At 39.9% G+C, this 18,577-nt stretch carries 15 protein-coding genes; 7 read left to right on the forward strand and 8 right to left on the reverse strand.

What is annotated here, in order from left to right; genetic code table 11:
* The first annotated feature begins 107 nt into the window (after positions 1-107).
* The 6 genes from WBW42_RS02025 to WBW42_RS02050 all read left to right on the forward strand — a co-directional run bounded on the left by WBW42_RS02025 (position 108) and on the right by WBW42_RS02050 (position 7,200).
* Positions 108-1,574, forward strand: coding sequence for a TolC family protein (locus WBW42_RS02025; protein WP_005076852.1), 1,467 nt, complete (start codon positions 108-110; stop codon positions 1,572-1,574).
* Entirely contained in the window at positions 1,571-3,712 is a 2,142-nt protein-coding gene (locus WBW42_RS02030; protein WP_032070621.1) for a type I secretion system permease/ATPase, read from the forward strand. Before WBW42_RS02025 ends, WBW42_RS02030 begins: the two co-directional genes overlap by 4 nt.
* Positions 3,709-4,905 (forward strand): beta-barrel domain-containing protein, encoded by a 1,197-nt coding sequence (locus tag WBW42_RS02035; RefSeq protein WP_017399974.1) that lies wholly within the window; start codon positions 3,709-3,711, stop codon positions 4,903-4,905. The genes WBW42_RS02030 and WBW42_RS02035 overlap by 4 nt, the downstream gene beginning before the upstream one ends.
* 93 nt (positions 4,906-4,998) lie before the next feature.
* Positions 4,999-5,598: an IMPACT family protein gene (locus WBW42_RS02040; protein WP_002115804.1), complete on the forward strand. Its 600-nt coding sequence runs from the start codon at positions 4,999-5,001 to the stop codon at positions 5,596-5,598.
* Positions 5,591-6,202 carry a chloramphenicol acetyltransferase CAT gene (locus tag WBW42_RS02045; protein ID WP_002115833.1) on the forward strand — a complete coding sequence of 204 codons (612 nt, stop codon included), beginning with the start codon at positions 5,591-5,593 and terminating at the stop codon, positions 6,200-6,202. Before WBW42_RS02040 ends, WBW42_RS02045 begins: the two co-directional genes overlap by 8 nt.
* 155 nt (positions 6,203-6,357) lie before the next feature.
* On the forward strand, positions 6,358-7,200 hold the full coding sequence (locus WBW42_RS02050) for a universal stress protein (RefSeq protein WP_002115820.1): 843 nt from the start codon (positions 6,358-6,360) through the stop codon (positions 7,198-7,200).
* A gap of 116 nt (positions 7,201-7,316) precedes the next feature.
* On the opposite strand, the gene WBW42_RS02055 is transcribed toward WBW42_RS02050, so the two are convergent.
* The 5 genes from WBW42_RS02055 to mutS form a co-directional block, all read right to left on the reverse strand.
* Complete coding sequence (locus tag WBW42_RS02055) at positions 7,317-7,985, reverse strand: O-methyltransferase (RefSeq protein WP_032056562.1); 669 nt, start codon at positions 7,983-7,985, stop codon at positions 7,317-7,319.
* A gap of 137 nt (positions 7,986-8,122) precedes the next feature.
* Positions 8,123-8,845 carry a D-Ala-D-Ala carboxypeptidase family metallohydrolase gene (locus WBW42_RS02060; protein ID WP_191113159.1) on the reverse strand — a complete coding sequence of 241 codons (723 nt, stop codon included), beginning with the start codon at positions 8,843-8,845 and terminating at the stop codon, positions 8,123-8,125.
* A 131-nt stretch (positions 8,846-8,976) separates the two neighbouring features.
* The gene (gene fdxA, locus WBW42_RS02065; protein ID WP_002051033.1) at positions 8,977-9,300 is read right to left on the reverse strand and encodes a ferredoxin FdxA; all 324 of its coding nucleotides are present in this window, start codon (positions 9,298-9,300) and stop codon (positions 8,977-8,979) included.
* A gap of 344 nt (positions 9,301-9,644) precedes the next feature.
* Positions 9,645-10,175: a GNAT family N-acetyltransferase gene (locus tag WBW42_RS02070; protein ID WP_032056561.1), complete on the reverse strand. Its 531-nt coding sequence runs from the start codon at positions 10,173-10,175 to the stop codon at positions 9,645-9,647.
* A gap of 61 nt (positions 10,176-10,236) precedes the next feature.
* Complete coding sequence (gene mutS, locus WBW42_RS02075) at positions 10,237-12,876, reverse strand: DNA mismatch repair protein MutS (protein WP_032056559.1); 2,640 nt, start codon at positions 12,874-12,876, stop codon at positions 10,237-10,239.
* Between the two features lie 403 nt (positions 12,877-13,279).
* Here mutS and WBW42_RS02080 point away from each other — a divergent pair, with 403 nt between their 5' ends.
* Positions 13,280-14,620: an aspartate aminotransferase family protein gene (locus WBW42_RS02080; RefSeq protein WP_032056558.1), complete on the forward strand. Its 1,341-nt coding sequence runs from the start codon at positions 13,280-13,282 to the stop codon at positions 14,618-14,620.
* Between the two features lie 148 nt (positions 14,621-14,768).
* Here the strand turns inward: WBW42_RS02080 and qhpR are convergent, their stop codons facing one another.
* The 3 genes from qhpR to WBW42_RS02095 all read right to left on the reverse strand — a co-directional run bounded on the left by qhpR (position 14,769) and on the right by WBW42_RS02095 (position 18,514).
* Positions 14,769-15,803, reverse strand: coding sequence for an AraC-like transcriptional regulator QhpR (qhpR, locus tag WBW42_RS02085; protein ID WP_031944595.1), 1,035 nt, complete (start codon positions 15,801-15,803; stop codon positions 14,769-14,771).
* Positions 15,804-16,112: 309 nt separating this feature from the next.
* Positions 16,113-17,438: an HAD family hydrolase gene (locus WBW42_RS02090; RefSeq protein WP_032056557.1), complete on the reverse strand. Its 1,326-nt coding sequence runs from the start codon at positions 17,436-17,438 to the stop codon at positions 16,113-16,115.
* A 74-nt stretch (positions 17,439-17,512) separates the two neighbouring features.
* Positions 17,513-18,514 carry a phosphotransferase enzyme family protein gene (locus WBW42_RS02095; protein WP_284105155.1) on the reverse strand — a complete coding sequence of 334 codons (1,002 nt, stop codon included), beginning with the start codon at positions 18,512-18,514 and terminating at the stop codon, positions 17,513-17,515.
* Between the last annotated feature and the right edge of the window lie 63 nt (positions 18,515-18,577).

An 18,577-nucleotide genomic window follows, 5' to 3' on the forward strand; every position in this document is an offset into this window, starting at 1 on the left:
AAAGCTTTTAAACGATAACAAACAAGATCAACAAGACAAGCATGATTGGATATAACCAGAGAAGAGTAAAAAGGACATGTAAAAAGCCAACTTTCCTGAAAGGGTTGATGCTTTTAACTTCACTGCATGTACCTATGGTGATATATGCCGCTAAACCAAGTGAGCAATATCACACATTAAAAGACAACTTATCACAACTTTTTGCCCCTAAAAGTAGTGATGAATTTAAAGTCGCTAAGATGCAAGAGTTGAGTAATTTTAGGCTAGATCGTTCTAGAGTGCAGGAGTTCCCGACTGTTCAACTCAATGATAGAGCAGCTTCATCTTATTCAAATTTGCCATCAAGGAAAATGACTCTGCAGGAAGCGGTGAAAATCGCGATTCAGCGTAACCCTGATATTTCCCAAGCCATTTCAACTTTAGCTGGCCAAAACGCCGGTATTGATGTTGCAAAGGCAGGTTACTATCCTCAAATTTCAGGTGGTATTACCACAGGTGACTTGAGTAGTGGCGAGCGTGGTCGGCAGTTATTGACTTTAAACGCAACTCAAATGCTTTATGATTTTGGTAAAGTCAAATCAGGTGTATCGGTTGAGAAAGCCAAACTTCAAGTCGAACAGGCGAATGTGTTGGTCAGCATTGACGATATTGCACTTGATGTGGCTCAGTCGATTATCAACATTCAGCGCTATCTTCAATTAAATAAAATTGCCGAGCAACAAATTGCGGGTATTCAGCGAATTCAGGAAATCGCTAATTTACGTGCAAATGCTGGTATTAGCAGTCAGGCTGACCCAATCCAAGCTCAGTCTTATTTACAAGCTGCACAGTCCGGTTTGATTGCACAGCAATCTTTACTACGTCAGTACCAACAACATTTAAGAACATTGTTGGGTGGTGATGTTTCACGTACAGGTTGGATTATTTCAGATGATTTGGTGAAAGTGTCTGACCTATATGGTGAACCTGAGTTTAATACCATTCCAAAAATGATCGCAGCACAAGCGGGCATTGAAGTGGCGAAAGCTCAAAAGGAACAGACCCGTTTAACTCGCTATCCAACTTTGGCAGTGAAAGGCTCGGTGAGTCAGGCCATTAATGGAAAAAACCCAAACAATGATGAAGATGACGGTTTATATAGTTCCATCATGCTTGAAGCCACCAGCCAGTTTTATCAAGGTGGGGCAGTTTCTTCTCAGGTAAAAATGGCGAGTTATGCAGAGGAAGCCGCTAAATCTAAAGTGAATTCTGTGTATCTGGATGTGCTCGATCAGATCAGAACCAGCCGTGAGCAAATTGAAAATAAACAACGTCAAATGCAGGTTTTAGCCAACCGCCAAGCGACAACAGTTCGTACACGCGAACTTTATCAAGAGCAGTACAAACTCGGTACCCGTTCATTGGTTGACTTATTGAATGCTGAACAAGCGATTCATAGTGCCAATTCAGAACTTGAAACTGCACGTTATGACATCTACAGCAGTATTGTTCAGTACATTGCAGCAACAGGACGTTCCCGCCAAGCTTATGACTTAAATAATATTTCAATTCAGGGGTTCGAAGTACAACCATGATGACAAAAATAAATTACCAGCCCTGGTTACAGGCGGTCTTAACGATTGCTAAACATTATAGAATTGAGCCTTCAGAAGAAAGAATTCGTTTACAACTTGACTGGAACCAAAATCAAAACCTTGATGATGTTTTGCAGTTAATGACCCGTCAGGTTGGACTCAATTTACGTAAAGTACCTTTTTCATTAGATTTACTTAACCCATGGCGTTTACCGGTCATGGTCGAGTTTAACGACGGACAAGTTGGTGTAATTGATAAGGCCGATACTCAAGGAAATGTTAGTATCCAGTTTAGTGGAGATCACGGCCTTTCCCAAAATTTAAGCTTAGATGTCTTAAAAACAACGATTAAGAATGTCTATATCCTACGTCCTGAAACGTCTATTCCCGATGCACGTATTGACGAATATATCAAACCATACGAAGCAAGTTGGTTCTGGTCGATTGTTTTAAGAGACTGGAAACGCTACGTTGATATTATGTTTGCCTCACTGATTGCCAACGTATTGGCACTGGCAACCATTATTTTCTCAATGCAAGTGTATGACCGTGTTGTACCTTCACAGTCTATCCCGACTTTATGGGTGTTGGCAGGTGGCGTACTGATTGCAGCACTTTTTGAGTTTACCTTACGTATATCACGCGTGTACTTATCCGATATTATTGGTAAGCGTGCTGACTTACGGGTGTCTGACCGTGTATTTGGTCATGCCTTACGTATCAAGAATAAAGACCGTTCAAAATCTACAGGTAGTTTTATTTCCCAGATTCGTGAGCTCGAAGGTGTTCGTGAGCTGGTGACTTCAACCACCATTAGTGCAATTGCCGATTTCCCGTTCTTTTTCCTCTTCCTGATCATTTTTGCGATTATTGGTGGAAAACTGTTTTGGGTGATGCTGCTGGTTGTGCCACTTATGCTTTTGCCGGGTATTCTGGCACAGAAGAAGCTAGCGCAACTCGCACAAGAAGGTATGAGAGAATCTTCAATCCGTAACGCTATTCTTGTTGAAGCGGTGCAGGGTATTGAAGACATTAAGCTATTACGTGCTGAGTCTCGCTTCCAAAACCAGTGGAACCACATGAACGAGGTTTCAGCCGATATCGGGATGAGACAGCGTAAAATCGTCGGTACCTTAATGGCATGGACTCAAATGCTTCAAGGTTTGACCTATGCAATTGTGGTGTTGGTAGGATGTTTTGCCGTAATGGACGGTGAAATGACCACAGGTGCGTTAGTGGCTTGTTCAATTTTATCTTCACGTATGTTGGCACCGATTGCACAAATTACAGGTGTGTTAGGTCGTTTACAGCAAGCAAAAGTTGCCAAACAAAGCCTTGATGAGCTTATGCAACGTCCGATCGATCAGGCAGACCGTTCGCATCTGGTACACAAAGCAGTTTTAAATGGCGATTACGAATTAAAAAATGTCTTGTTCCAATATGGAGAAGAAGACCCGAAACCAAGTTTGGCAATCCGTCATTTAAAAATTCGTGCTGGTGAAAAAATTGCCATATTGGGGCGTAACGGTGCGGGTAAATCGACACTGCTCCAGCTTTTATCTGGTATGCAAGTTCCAACTCAAGGCGCAGTACATTTAGATGGTCTCGATCTTTCATTAATTGATCCGTCTGATGTACGTCGTGATATGGGTTTATTGAACCAGAATGCGCATCTTTTCTACGGTACGATTCGTGAAAATCTCACTTTAGGTGCGCCGCTTGCAACGGATGAAGAGATTCTTCGTGCGCTAGTAGTGACAGGTGCATTACCTTTTGTTCAAGAGAAAAAAGAAGGGTTAGATCACCTGATTTTAGAAGGTGGTGTTGGTTTCTCTGGTGGTCAGAAACAAGCGCTGTTACTGGCTCGTCTATTGATTCGTCAACCGAACATTTTATTGTTAGACGAACCGACAGCAGCCATTGATGACGTGGCAGAGAAACAACTGATTGATCATTTAAAAGGTTGGCTGGCACATCGTACTTTGGTCGTTGCGACCCACCGCCGCGCTGTATTAGAACTGGTGGACCGTATTATTGTCGTGAATGAAGGCAAAATCGTGATGGACGGTCCAAGAGATCAGGTACTCAATCAATCAACAGCCCAACAAAAACAAGTGAGCCAAGGGGGTAATTCATGAGCGAACCACAACAAGAACAACAACTCACCCGTTCAATGAATGTATCTTATAGTGAGCCACCCTTACCACGTGCCAGTTTAGTGATCTGGATTGTCGGCATTGGCTTGGTTATTTTCTTTATCTGGGCTTGGGTATTTAAACTTGAAGAAGTTTCTACTGGTACAGGTAAAGTCATTCCATCATCTAAAGAGCAGGTCATCCAGTCTTTAGAAGGCGGTATCTTAACTAAGCTGAATGTACAAGAAGGTGACATTGTTCAAAAGGGCGAAATTCTTGCGCAGCTCGATCCAACCCGTTTTGCCTCTAATGTTGGTGAATCAAAATCTTTACTGATCTCTGCTCAAGCGACAGCAGCGCGTTTGCGTGCGGAAGTAAACGGTACACCTTTAGTTTTTCCTGAAATTGTGATGAAAGAACCAAAGTTAGTACAAGAAGAAACTGCTTTATATCGCTCGCGTCGTGCTGATCTTGAACAAACCCTTGCAGGTTTAAGACAGGCGTTGCAACTTGTGCAACAAGAACTGGCGATGACAGAACCGCTCGTGGCTAAAGGTGCAGCTAGTGAGGTTGAGGTTTTACGTTTACGTCGTGAAGCAAATGATTTGCAAAACAAAATGAATGATGCACAGAACCAGTACTATGTGAAAGCCCGTGAAGAGTTATCGAAAGCCAATACCGATAGCGAAACGCAACAACAAATCGTACTGGGTCGTAGTGACAGTTTAGATCGTGCAGTGTTCAGAGCACCGGTACGTGGTGTTGTAAAAGAAATTGCAGTCACTACCCGTGGTGGTGTTGTTCCACAAAACGGTAAACTAATGACCATTGTACCGATTGATGAGCAATTGCTGATTGAAGCGCGTATTTTACCGCGTGACATTGCCTTTATTCGTCCGGGACAAGAAGCACTGGTTAAGATCACTGCCTATGACTACTCAATTTATGGTGGTTTAAAAGGTAAGGTTACGGTTATTTCACCAGACACCATTCGTGATGAAGTAAAACAGGACCAATTCTATTATCGTGTTTATATCCGCACTGATTCCGACAAGCTTTACAATAAAGAAGGTAAAGCGTTTGGTATTACGCCGGGTATGGTGGCAACAGTAGATATTCGTACTGGTCAAAAAACAGTACTCGATTACTTACTTAAACCATTTAATAAAGCCAAAGAAGCGTTACGAGAAAGATAATAAAAAAAGCCCCGAGATTCGGGGCTTTTTTTATAGGTTTGATTCTATTAAATTCACGTTATAATTTGATTTTTATTGTGCTTTATCTTATTTATGGCTTTTACGATTGCATCACAGATTACATTTGAAGAAGAAATTAAAAAAAGTAGATTTCAGGCGATTGCTGCGCCAATAGAAAATGAACAGCAGGTTAAAGAATTTTTAGAATACAACAAGGATATCTCGACCACTCACCAATGTTGGGCGTGGAAGATTGGGCATAACGTACGCTTTAACGATGATGGTGAACCGTCAGGAACAGCAGGCCGTCCAATCTTGGCGACCATTGAAGGGAATGACCTGACGAATATTATTGTAATGGTTAACCGCTGGTATGGCGGTATAAAACTGGGAACGGGTGGCCTTGTTAGAGCATACGGTGGCTGTGCTGGACAATGTTTATTGTTGGCTGAACGTATTGAATTGATTGCAAAGAAGACGATTCACTTTTCTTGTCATTTTAATGAGTGGGCGATATTTCAATATGAATTGACTCAACAACAGATTGAATATCAGGAAACCTACACAGCAACAGGTGTAGATATCGAAGCGAGACTACAGATACATCAAATTGAACCGCTCGCCTTAAAACTCAGAGACGTAACACGTGGTCGTGAAGAATTAAAAATTGAAGAGGAATTAACTGATGACTGATTCCTTACTGAAATATCGTGAGCAACATAAGCACCGCTTAAACTATATGCCATGGTTATATTGGACTTTAAAACCTAAAAACCGTGCTTGGGCTGAAGAGTGGCAAAAAGAATATCAAGCTTATTTAATGGATATGGAAACCGTTGAGATTGGTGAAAATTGTTTTATTTCACCGCTAGCACATATCTTTGCTGAACCAGGCCGCAAAATTATTATTGGGGATAATAGTTTTATTGCGGCTGATTGCACATTGCATGGACCGCTGGAAATCGGCAATGAAGTCGCGATTAACCATCATTGTATTTTAGATGGGGGACGAACGGGCATAAAATTGCATGACCAAGTCCGTATTGCCGCGTATTGTCATTTATATGCATTTGACCATGGGATGCAACTAGACCGTCCACTTTACCAGCAGCCAGTTACGTCCAAAGGAATCGAAATTGAGCAAGATGTTTGGTTGGGTGCACATGTGGGGATCAAAGACGGTATTAAAATCGGTAAACATGCTGTAGTCGGGATGAATAGTATGGTGACTAAAGATGTTGAGCCGTACCATATTGTCGGCGGAAATCCCGCAAAATTTATTCGCTTAAGAGAATAATACAGTCTTAAGAATGTAATAAAATGTTTGATCTTTAAACAAAAAAGTTGGTTTTTATACATAAACCTTAACATACCAATTTTTATCTATGTTAAGTTAAAGCTAAGTTTTAATAATAATCTCCAAGGCAAAAGACCTGAAGAAGAGAGGCTAACATGAATCGTGTTATTGCGTGTATTGACTCATCACCGTGTATTAATGCTATTGCTGATGCAGCAGCATGGGTTGCTAAAGCAACCGGACGGGAACTTGTATTATTACAAATTCTGGACTATTACCCAGCCAGTTATCATCTTGGTGAAATTAGTGGGGTAATCGGCTTTGAAAGCAATGCAATGCTGCTAAAAGAGTTAGCTGAGCTAGAGCAAAAACAAAGTGAACTCGCGTTAGACTATAGTAATAATTTACTCCGCCATATTTCTGATCTTATTCAAGAAAAACACGGAATTACCAGTTCAAAAATTCAAGAAAAAGGTGATTTTTTAGAACAAAGTTTTAATCTCTTACATGAAAATGACATCGTTATTTTAGGTCGAGTCGGGGAAAGAGCAGCCGAGAAACATAAACCAATCGGTAGTAATGTTGAAAACTTCATTCGTGGTGCAAATTGTACGGTTTTGACTATTGGTGAAAACTTTAAAGTGCCAACACGATTTATCTTTGCTTATGAATATTCGCCAACTTGCCAAAAAATGATGCGCCGTATTGCCCAAAGTGACTTATTGCGAACACTGCAATGTCATTTGGTGTATGTAGGTGATCATCCAGAAATATTAAATGAACCAGAACATTATCTTAAACAAGCGGGTCTAGATGTAGTCACCGTTTACCGTTATGGCGATGTTGCACAAAATATTTTAGAGTACCAACAAGAACACGGTATTCAAATTATTGTGTTAGGGGCATTTAGTCATAGCAAAATTCATCAATTCTTCTTGGGAAGTATTGCGACAACCATATTCCGAAACGCGACTGTACCATTACTTGTGGCTAAATGATGAGATTCGCATATAGTTATCCGCAAATCTTGTGGATAACTATATGGAAAAGCAACAGTAATAAAAGTAATTAATTGATTATAAATAATAAAATAAAAAAGATGATTTTTTAACCATTATTTCACAATTGCAATTGCGAACCCATCATGACCTTTTGAGCCAACTGTTTGCAGAGCTGTACAAGACAATATTTGCGGATGATTTTCTAAAGCTTTAAACATTTCACGGATGCCTTCAATACTCGGTTTTTTATTGTCAGGATTTAAAATATCACCTGCACGAATTACATTGTCGAGTACGATAATCGTACCTGATCTTGAGAATTTCAGACTCAATTCTAAATATTCAGGATAACCCTGTTTATCTGCATCAATGAAAATAAAATCAAAAGGCTTGATAGATTGAGGATCAATCGCAGAAAGGATATCTGCAGCACGGCCAGCTCGAAGATCAACTTTTACAGGAAGATTGGCATGATCGATATTTTTCTGTGCCATTTCTGCGTGAGTAGCACGGCCTTCTATGGTGAGTAAATAACCATCTTCAGGTAAGGCACGGCCTAACCAGATGGTACTATATGCAGCAAAGGTTCCGATTTCTAAAACTCGTTTGCATTTATTCATTTGAATAAGCATCTGCAAGAACATACCTTGGTTAGGTGCTACTGCAAGATGATTTGAAAAGCCGTGTTCATCGGTATTCTTTAATGCATATTCGAGTCGCGGGTCTTCGGGAATTAAATGTGAATCGATATATTGGTCAATGTCTGTCCACATCTGCTGCATAATCAAATTTACCTATATGTTGATCGGGCTATTTTAAACGTTTATGCCTAGAGTGCAAAAATCTTCGGTTCAAGAAATTTTGGTTGATTGGGAAATGAACAATAAAAAAACTCCTTTCAGTTGAAAGGAGTTTTTTATTAGAAATTACACATTGAACTGTTGCGGGTGAGGTCAGGTCCCCAAGTACGATAGCCTTGAGTGTCGATATGAATTTGACCTGAACTATATAGACCAATACCCATATTTAAGCTTTGACCATGCTGAGCCCAGAACTGACAAAGTTTAAACTTGGTGTTTTCGATAAATGCATAATCTTGAGCTTGTGGGAACTCAGGACCAATACGGAAATCGATTGCCGAGTTAAATAAATGTTTAGATGAGCTTGCGCCGCCTGCACATTCATTTAAAGGTAAGTCTCGGTAAACCGAGGTCACTTCAAAGTCGGTAAGAACTTTTGCTGCAACTAAATATTTAAATACGCGTAGGGTAGATAAAGAATTTCCCCATAGCTCGCGATTAGGTACAGCATATTCAGAACGGCCACATTTTTGCCAATCACGTGCTGAACGTAATAGCTCAAAGCTTGGCACAATGCCTGCAACGTTATTTCGGGTTAAGAATTTTTCGTATTCACGAACACGTTGGTAATTTTCACCAGAACTTAACCAACTTCGATAAGATGCAGGCTCAACTTTAGGGGGAATTGGGCGCTCGATAATAACGCGCTCTTGTGGAATAAAGATTCGTTTACCACTTGGAGAGGTTTTGCCTGTTGTTGTGTGTTGGGGAGAGCTGACACAACCTACCATAACCGCTGGGATTATGCATAAGGGCGCCAGACTCTGCAAAAACTTCCGCATAAGAAAAATTAAGCACTTATAAATATTGCGGGTATTTTAATGCAAAACAGTGCACAAATTACGAGGAATTTGCAATGAAATGTTTGAATAGGGTATAAAAAAAGATCAGCAGTTGCTGATCTTTTTATAAATTACTTTTCAAGATATTGTAATTTATCAGGTTTGCCGTTCCATTCTTCACGGTCAGCTGGTTGATCGCCAATTTGAGTAATGTTAGGCCATTTTTGAGAAAGTTCAGCATTTAATTCAATAAATACTTCTTGGCCTTCAGGTAACTCATCTTCAGAGAAAATTGCATTTGCCGGGCACTCTGGTTCACATAATGCACAGTCAATACATTCATCCGGATTAATCACTAGGAAATTCGGACCTTCGTAAAAACAGTCTACAGGACAAACTTCTACGCAATCTTGGTATTTACATTTAATACAATTTTCAGTGACAACAAAGGTCATGGCGACAGCTACCTAAAAAATATGGTTTCATTTCGAATAGCTTATTTTAGGCAAAAAAGGGGTAAACAAACAATTGCTTTTATTGATATTCTTTATTCATGCATATGAAGATAAGTTAATACGTTGATAATCAAACATATCTTGTAAACTTAGCAGAGCGTAGTCTATAAAATTAAAATAATAATATATTTTATAAAACAATAACTTAAAAAATATTTTATTTAATTATTTAGATGTCATTTAAGTCAAGGCATCTATTTTAATAAATACCTTAACTTTTCATTTTTTGTTTTACAAATTTTGATTTACGGCTTTTTTGCTTAGAAAACCTTAAATTTTTAGAGCTAAAGCTTACATAGTAAATGAATATCTTCAGGTTCGAGCTGCCAAAGTTGTTGATCTGGAGCACTTAACGGTTGCGCGCCATGCTTCATATAGAAGTCTACAGTGCGTCGACTTGGGGTTGCTGAAATATACAGTTGGTCTGCACCGAGTTGCTTGGCGGACTCTTTTGCGGCTTGCATAAGCTTAGCACCAATGCCTTGACCTTGCTGGTCTGCATCGACATAGAAATAATGGAGTAATTTCGCTTGGGGGTAATTCGCTATAAGTTGATTTGAGACTACACTCACACCAACGAGTTTTTCAGAGGCGTCAAATGCACCGACAAATATTGAACCTTGTACAAAGAGCTGTTTGAGTTTAGGTGGGTCATTTTCTAGATGGTATGAGTCCCAATTTTGTACATCAAAAAAACAATCAACCAATTCTAGATTTTGCTTTTTTTGTATGTAGTTTTGAGTGATTAATTCACGGCGGCTAATCTGTTGCCAAATAAGATCGATTTCTGAACTTTGTAAAGATCTTAAGATCATATAAATATTATTCTCCGATATGAATAAGCAGACCTAAGCCTGCTTATTCGGAAGTGCTTTATTAAGATTTGAGTGCAGCTTTTAACTCGTAGAGTTGTTCAAGCGCCTGACGAGGCGATAAGTTATCGACTTCAATTTGCTTAAGCAAATCTAGAGCAGGGGATGAAACTTCGATCTCGACAACTTTCTCTATGATTTGTGAACCAGAGTTTGCATCTGGTGGAGCAAACAAATCATTTTGAAAGCTGGTTTGTAGATGTTGTTGCTGCTGTTTTTCTAAAATGCGTAAACGCTTCTGCGCTTCTTTAATAACATTGGCAGGAATACCTGCTAATTTTGCAACTTGTAAACCATGACTTTGACTCGCAGGGCCTTGCTGAACTTTATGTAATAAAATCAGATTGCCATTCAGTTCTTGCGCCGTGACATGATAGTTATCGATTCCTGCTTCACTACCAAGTTCGGTCAACTCAAAATAATGAGTCGCGAATAAACATAAACATTTTACGCGCTTGGTTAAGTCGACCACACATGCCCATGCTAAAGATAAACCGTCATAGGTACTGGTTCCGCGGCCAACCTCATCCATTAACACCAACGACTGATTGGTGGCATGATGCAGAATTTGCGAAGTTTCTGTCATCTCGACCATAAAGGTAGATTTGCCTGTAGATAAATCGTCGGCTGAACCAATACGGGTAAAAATGCGGTCAATTGGACCAAGTTTGACGGCTTTAGCCGGAACATAGCTACCGCAATAAGCAAGTAAACTGATTAATGCCGTTTGGCGCATGAAGGTTGATTTACCGCCCATGTTTGGACCAGTAATAATTGCCATGCGGTGCTGAGCATCAAGGAAAGTATCATTTGGGGTAAATGGTGCTTTATTTAATGCTTCAACGACAGGATGACGACCAGCCTGAATTTTAATGCCCGTTTCCGGAGTAAATTCAGGGCGCGCCCAATTGTTTAAACGTGCTTGATGAGCAAAGTTTGCAATGACATCAATTTGAGCAATTGCTGAACTCATCATTTGTAAGTGAGCGATATTTTCGCGAAGGTTTTCAAGCAAAGCTTCGAATAATGCTTTTTCACGAGAGAGTGCACGTGACTCACTCGACAGGACCTTATCTTCAAAACTCTTAAGTTCAGGGGTAATGTAGCGTTCAGCATTCTTTAAAGTCTGACGACGGATATAGTCGGCTGGCGCTTGTTCTGCTTGAGCACGAGTCAGTTCAATGTAGTAACCGCTTACACGGTTATAACCGATTTTAAGGGTATTAATCCCTGTACGTTCACGCTCTTTAATTTCTAGATCAATTAAGAATTGACCTGCATGATCACGAATTTGGCGTAATTCATCAAGCTCAGCATCATGTCCTTCTGCAATTACATTGCCATCACGAAGTAATACCGGTGGGTTTTCAACGATCGCTGCCATTAAATGTTGATGAAGTGCTTTGAAATCTCCAAGTTCTTCATCTAGTTGAACTAATAATTTAGATTTCTTCGCTTGAATGACTGGAGTTAACGCCGTTCTTAAAGCTGGAATTTGTGCGCATGCATGACGAAGTTGCACCAAATCACGTGGTCGTGCACTGCCTAGCGCAACGCGGCTAAGCACACGTTCAATATCACCAATTTCTTTAAGCACTAACCGAACTGGGTTTTCGTGATATCCCTGAATGAGTTGCTCAATCGCATCTAAACGAGCATCAAGCAATGCAGTATCACGCACAGGTTGCATGAGTGTGCGGCTTAATAGACGGCCACCCATTGCAGTTTGGCAGTCATTTACTAGTTGAAATAATGATGTTCCGTGTTCAAATAATGGCTCGATAATTTCTAAGTTGCGACGTGTAATTGGGTCGAGCGCAATAAAGTCTGTACTTTGTTCAAGTTGGATTGAACGAATATGCGGTAATGCAGTTTTTTGGGTTTCTTTTGCATAGTGAATAAGCGCAGCGGCAGCAGCCTTGGCTAAAGGTAATGGGTCTAAACCAAAACCTGAAAGTGTTGATACTGTAAACTGGTCACATAAGGTTTTTTGTGCATTATTTAGGTTGAAGTCTACATTTGGACGTTTAGTAACAGGGCAATCTAAATGCTTTTTAATTTGTTCAATAATATTGGTATCGACCAAGTCTTCATCAATCAAGATTTCACTTGGCATTAAACGCGCAAGTTCAATAGGCAATTGCTCTGGCTTGTAATCTTGTTGTTGAACTTTAAAAATGCCTGCACTCAAGTCGAGTAAAGCAAAACCAATCTGGTTTTGATGAATGCACAATGAAACGAGATTAGATGATTGATAACTGCTGAGTAATGCATCATCAGTTAATGTACCCGGGGTCAGAATACGAACAACTTTACGTTCAACAGGGCCTTTACCTGTTACTTCTCCAACTTGTTCACAAATAGCCACCGTGCGCCCAGCTTTAACAAGTCGCGCCAAATAACCTTCTGCCGAGTGATAGGGAACACCCGCCATTGGAATAGGTCGGCCACTGGCTTTACCACGATGGGTTAATGTGATGCCTAAAAGCTTGGCTGCTAAATGAGCATCTTCAAAGAAGAGTTCATAAAAGTCACCCATACGGTAGAACAGCAACGCATGTTGATAGTCCGTTTTAACTTTGAGATATTGCTGCATCATAGGTGTGTGAGAAGATAAGTCAGCCATGATTTCAGCGCTATTCATGCGTATTAAACCCTTAAAAAATCAGTAATATTTTACGTTTGGTCATCTAACCAATTTCAAGTCTTTTAAAAATGAATGTCATTCAAGAAAAGAACACAACTGGATGAACTTTGAGAATTGGCATCCATAGTATAAAGCGATTTGGAGTCACTCCAGATGTGTAATGGTAACAAATTTGAGTTATTGAAAAAAAGAGTAGTGAAACCCTGAAATATAAGACCAATAAGTTGACTTCAAATTGTGGCTTAAGTGGTCTGAGGTCAAGTTTTTTTCAAGATACTTAAGCAATATGGTTTGCGTAACTTCAATCAAATACTGAAATATGTTGAATCAGAGTATGAATTGCCTACGTCAGTCATTGTCTTGTGCAAAAGTATGCTGAATATAAATAGAGGAGTCATTCATGGGTACGCGTTCAACCATTATGGATACCAATAGCTTTCGTCCAGAACATGCTGCTGAGCTGGACCATGCTACCCGCAAACTGACCGATAAAAGAAATAAAATTTTAGGTGAATCCTATCGCTTGTTTTATCGTAATCCCGTGCATCTGGTGAAAGGACAGGGGCAATATTTATGGGATGCAGCAGGTCATCAATATCTGGATGTTTACAACAATGTTGCCAGTATTGGTCATTGTCATCCTGCGGTGATTGAAGCGGTAAATGAGCAAATGAAAATGCTCAATACGCATACCCGTTATTTACATGAAAATATTTTGGATTATACCGAAGAAATCTTACAAACCACTCCCGATGAAATTGACCGTGCCATGTATATGTGTACAGGTTCGGAAGCGAATGATTTAGCGATTCGTATTGCCCGTGAATATAGCGGCGGTACAGGAATCATTGTGTCTCAAGAGTCGTATCATGGAACCAGTAGCTTAACCTCAGGATGCTCTCCAGCACTGGGAACTGAGCAGCCTTTAGATGCTACAACTCGCCTAGTTCCGGCACCTGATTATTATCGGATTCAAACTGATGATTTAGGTGAATGGTTCGCACAGCAGATTCAACAGCAAATTGACGATATGAACGCAAAAGGTATTAAGTTTGCAGGTTTTTTAGCGGACTCAATATTTTCTTCTGATGGGGTCATGCCTAATCCTGTTGGGTTCTTACAAAAAGCGGTTGATGTTGTGCATGCCAATGGCGGTATCTTTATTGCCGATGAAGTACAGCCAGGTTTCGCGCGCACTGGCGATTCTTTCTGGGGCTTTGGTCGCCACAATGTTGTACCTGATATCATTACCACAGGTAAACCAATGGGTAATGGTGTTCCAGTGTCAGGGCTTTTAGCCAAGAGTGAAGTCCTTGCTGCTTTTAGCGATAAAATTCCATATTTTAATACCTTTGGTGGTAATCCTGTTTCTATGGCAGCGGCACAGGCTGTACTTAAAGTCATTCAGGAAGAAGAATTGCAAACCCATAGCAAATATGTGGGAGGGCTACTTCTAAAAGAACTCACTAAACTTATGGATAAACATGAGATGATCGGTGATGTCCGTGGCGCTGGTTTATTTATAGGATTTGAACTAGTTAAAGATAGAGCGACAAAAGAACCAAATAAAGCATTGGCTTTGAACCTTATTGAAGAGCTCAGAAATACTCATCGAGTTTTAACATCAGTTGCAGGTCCTTATGGCAACGTATTGAAACTACGCCCACCTTTGGCTTTCCAAACAAAAGATATCGATTGGTTAGTTGGCGCTTTAGATCAAGCCTTAACAAAATTAAAGTAAGACCTTCTATAAAAAATACCCTTCAAGTTGGATGTTAAATCTAATTTGAAGGGTATTTTATTGTTCATATCTTATGTGTCGTTAGAAGTTATCTCGATTTGCTTAAATAATAAAAAGGCCTTTATTCAAGGCCTGTATTTGCGATGTTTTAGTGTCTTAATTGACGTGGGGTAACACCAAACCAACGTTTAAATGCACGAGATAAAGCACTTACTTCTGAGTAACCTAATAAGAATGCCATTTCTGAAATTGGAATATTTTTCTGCTTAATATAATGTTCGGCCAATTCACAACGAACCTGATCGACTAAATGGGTAAAGGTCAATCCTTCATTTTTTAAACGGCGGGTAAGGGTGCAACTCGTTAAACCAATATCATGAGCGATTTTTTCAAGATTTGGTTCACCTTCACTGAGTTCAAGTTGGATGTGAGAGCGAACTTGATCAGCAAGACATTGACTTGGTGAAGCGCGATTGAGTAGGTGCAACGTATCTAGAATCACTGTTAATAAAATAGAATCACGCCCCGGCATAGTATGCTGGACGTCTTTTTTTGAAATGATGATGGAGTTAAATGGTTGATCAAAATAAACAGGCGCGTTAAATAATTTGCTATGTTCTTGCCAGAATTCAGGTCGAGTATGCTCAAAGTGAATTGCGCGTGGTGAATAATGAGGGCCCATCACTTCACGGATCACATTCATAAACATGCCCATGGTCAGTTCTGCATCTTGGCGGCGAGTTAAAATCGCGCCGTGTTGGACCTGATAATCTATGCGCCAGCTATCTCCTAAATCGACCATCCGATTGAGGGTATCTTTCTGATGCAAATAAAAGTTATTGGTCATGTTCATGAGTGCAGATTCTAAGGTGTTTGAACAAAGACCAATGTACCCAATGAGTCCTAAGGATTTCGGTTGAAACTGTTGACCATAATGCAAACCAAAATTATCACAACCTGAAACCAATGCTGCCTGTTCTAGCACCTTGCAATAATTGGGTAGTTGTAAGCTCAAAGTTGGGCTGATTAGAAGTTCAGGATTAATACCACTAATTCCTAAAACACGATCAACATCTGCACCTTTTTGATGAATAAATTCGCTTAATCCAGAGGCGGCTGCAGACAATACACCTTGATTACACATATTTGAATCGACAAGATGAGCTGGATTGAGATGTAACATGTCAAGTCTCATGATATTTATTCCTAACTATTATTATATTAAGCAAAAGCCATACCAGTTTTTGCTTACGTCCATGATTTTGTTTGGTTAAAACTATTTATAAAATAATGGTTTATGTGTTGCTGTTTTAAGTTTCAGATTTGACTCTTTAAGAAGACATCAATCATTGTATTTAAGGTTGGGTAGCGAACTAAAAGAAGGCAGAAAATGCATTAGAGATAGGCAAAAAGGGCAGAACTAAAACAAAAAATTAAGCGGCTTCTCATGCATACAACATGTATTGTAGGCATGAGAAAATAAGTGAAAATATTAATTTTTTGTAGTTTTCGCCGTTTGAGCCCCATAACTTAAACTGGCCATTGAGGGTCTAAATTGACCTGTATTGGCATCGCGGCCCTGTAGTAAAAACTTAGGATTGGCTTGACCATAGCTCTGTACAGCCTGCTGAGAAAACTTTCCAATATCAGAGCTTGGGCTGCGCAATCGGTTGATAATCAGAACCTTCTGAGTCGTTGCAAAATCTTGCATCATATTTTGATCGCCCTCACTGTCACCTGCGATAAAAATTGGCCCATAACCATATTTAGAGACTAAAAAACGCTGGATGGTTGCGGTTTTGCCTTTACCTTGTGTTTGCGCATAGCCATGACGAAACTCGGGTAAAATTCGATTTTGTGCATCTCGTTCTAGCTCCATGGCGTAGGCATTTTTTTCATTAATGTTATAGCCGATCTCTGGATTAGAAATAATTTCCTTAATCACATCAATAAAAGATGCCGAACAGACATAGACATCAATGCCATTGTCCTGAAAGGCCTTAAATAGATTTTGCATTTCACGGTATGGTCTTAAACCATTTTCCCAAGTGGTTTTCACAACGCCTGCTTGACCTGAAAGCGCTGCTGGGGAAGTCCATGTTACAGGTCCAATCGGTTGCTGCATTTGCCAAGCCACCGTTGCTTTTACTAAATTACGAACTTGTTGTTCGGTAAACCCAGTAAATAAATAAGTGACCCATGGATATGCAACTTCATGATCAAACGTGTCTCCAATCGCTGCATATAGATATCTCATTTTAGTAATGAAATCGAGATAATGTGGATCTTGCTTAATTTGATCCAGACTCTGCTTGCCTTTTAGACCGCTATAGTGGTGATAAAGCCATGAGTAGCTGGCAATAATATCTGGGGCAATTTTATCAATATTTACCGCTTGACCTTGCCGGTTATTGTAGGCCGCTTCAAAATTTTGCGAGCTAATTCCTTTACGAATAATTTGATTAAGCTGTTCTGGCGTGACATTAAACGCTAAATGTTCAAGCTGATAAATTAAAGTTGCTTCTTCGATGTCTAAAAATACCGAAGTATTGTCAAAGTCAGTGACAATATATGGGCGTTTTTCAGGGTTATAGTTAGGGCTATCTTTTCCATAAGTAGCAATCAATTGGTTAAGTTGGTCAAAGTTAAAAGCGTCCCATTGACCTTTTTGGATATATTCCTTTTTGGGAATAGTGACTGCGGGAGATGTGCTTTGTAGAGGGTTGTAGTTACATGCGCTTAGAGCAATCATACTTGCCAGACTACTGGTGAGTAATAGTGTTTTGGCAACTTTGCTCAGTTGATGGGTAGCTTGCATAAACCCTTCCTTTAAATTCTATAAAATTTAAAAACTAAAAATTGAAAATGAAGAAAAGCGATCTAAATCACTTTTCAAATTCCGACAGGCATTTGACCGTTTAGATATTTTTTACAAAGACGCACAGTTTCATTGGACCATTGATCACCAAGACTTTGAGCCATTTCTGTTTGTGCGTGAGAAACATTCCAAGCCATCATTTGAATGCGGCGTTGCATGATAAAAGTCGGGATCATTTCATATTCTTCAGACTTAATATGACCTACGCGCTCGTAGCCTTTTAACCAGTAATCAACCCAATGAGGTGCATTTGCATAATGTTCATTGAAGCTAATTGCAGCAGCGAGGTCATGCATAAACCAGCTCATGCCGCAGTCATCAAAATCGATCACACCAATATGTTCTTGTTGTAGTAATAGATTGGTTAAACGCAAATCGGCATGAATCAGGCCATAACGTTCTTGGGTTTTACCAAAGAAATTTAAATCTTTCGAAATCTGTGCAATCGCTTCTTCAATTACGCCGTGATCTTGAGGTCTTAAATGAGGTGCATTTTTCCAGTTTCCCCAGTGTCCATCTGCACCGATCATGGTTTCATGATTCCACACAATACGTTGAAAGTTTTCAGGCGCTTGCCATGTCTTACTATGTACGTGCAGCTTTGCAGTAATTTGTCCTAGTTGCTCAAATGCAGTGGGGTCAACTTCAACAGTTGGCATATCGCCCTCCACCCAGTTGAAAAGTACCGCATAACGATAAATATCATTCGATAGTTTTAAAGTGATGACGCGCTCACCAGATTGATCTGCAATCGCAACAGGAACTTGAATACCACTCGCATTTAAGGCATCTAACCATTCAAGCTCACTTTGTATATCGAGTTTGCTGTGGTAGTTGGGGCGGTGAATTCGAAGTGCATATCGGGCAGATCCAGTCGAAATCTGAAAGGTTGCATTTTCAGACTGACATAGCAGTTTGACCTGTCCTTGATAGTCTGATGGATATTGCTTAATTGCTTGTTCTGCCAGTATTTGTAATTGAACTTGGCTTAAAAATTCATTTTGTTCTACAGACATAACCCAACTCCTCAATTTAATTTTTAAACACGTTCTGTGTTGAGATGCCGTCGATCTTATAAA

The organism is Acinetobacter sp. LT1 (assembly GCF_059800965.1).